The organism is Bacillus hominis, assembly GCF_018332515.1.
GTDB classification, from domain to species: domain Bacteria; phylum Bacillota; class Bacilli; order Bacillales; family Bacillaceae_G; genus Bacillus_A; species Bacillus_A hominis.
Genome location: NZ_BOQD01000580.1, coordinates 1 through 715, shown reverse-complemented (window position 1 = coordinate 715; position 715 = coordinate 1). Strand labels below are relative to the sequence as shown.

1 protein-coding gene is annotated in these 715 nt (G+C 40.7%); it reads right to left on the bottom strand.

The features are described from left to right. Positions 1 to 218: 218 nt before the first annotated feature. The gene (locus KI356_RS27455; RefSeq protein ID WP_212937035.1) at positions 219 to 671 is read right to left on the bottom strand and encodes a VOC family protein; all 453 of its coding nucleotides are present in this window, start codon (positions 669 to 671) and stop codon (positions 219 to 221) included. Positions 672 to 715: the final 44 nt, after the last annotated feature.

Below are 715 nucleotides of genomic sequence, written 5' to 3'. Positions count from 1 at the left end.
GTCTTTTGTTTTTAACTAATTTATTCTAAAAAGACTACGGAAATTTTAAAAGCTCAAACAAACATAGCCCCGTTCTAAAGTTAGAATGGGGTTGAAAATATAATAATAAAGTCGCTTAAAAATCTAAGTTTCATTCAACAATAGCGCCCTTTTATTGAATAAGAATTTTCTTCAAATATTTTTACTTCAGTAAAGGATTTTTATAAAACGTCATTTACTTATTTGTTATCGAGTTCTTCCGCCAAACCGATTAGAAGTCCTTCGACTCCACGAATGTAGCAGAGCTTATACGAGTCCTCGTACTGAACCACTTCGCCAACGAGCTGAGCACCATGCTTAGTGAGTCTGGATACCATTTCGTCAATGTCTTCAACGGTGAACATGACGCGTAAATAACCGAGGGCATTTACAGGAGCAGTCCGGTGGTCTGATATAGCGGGCGGAGTAAGAAACCGCGAAAGTTCAATTCGGCTGTGGCCATCTGGAGTAACCATCATAGCGATCTCTACGCACTGAGAACCAAGTCCCGTGACGCGACCAGACCATTCACCTTCGACAGTGGCGCGCCCTTCGAGGTTCAAGCCAACCTCCTCGAAGAAAGAGATTGCGTCATCAAGAGATTCTACAACGATGCTGACATTGTCCATTCTTAGTAATTTGTTTTTTGCCATAGTCTTATCTCCTTATGTGTAAAAATTTATCCCACTATTTGTGG

What these genes read in the sequence shown, in the direction of transcription:
- KI356_RS27455 (WP_212937035.1), bottom strand. Translation starts at nt 671, where the DNA reads ATGGCAAAAAACAAATTACTAAGAATGGACAATGTCAGCATCGTTGTA.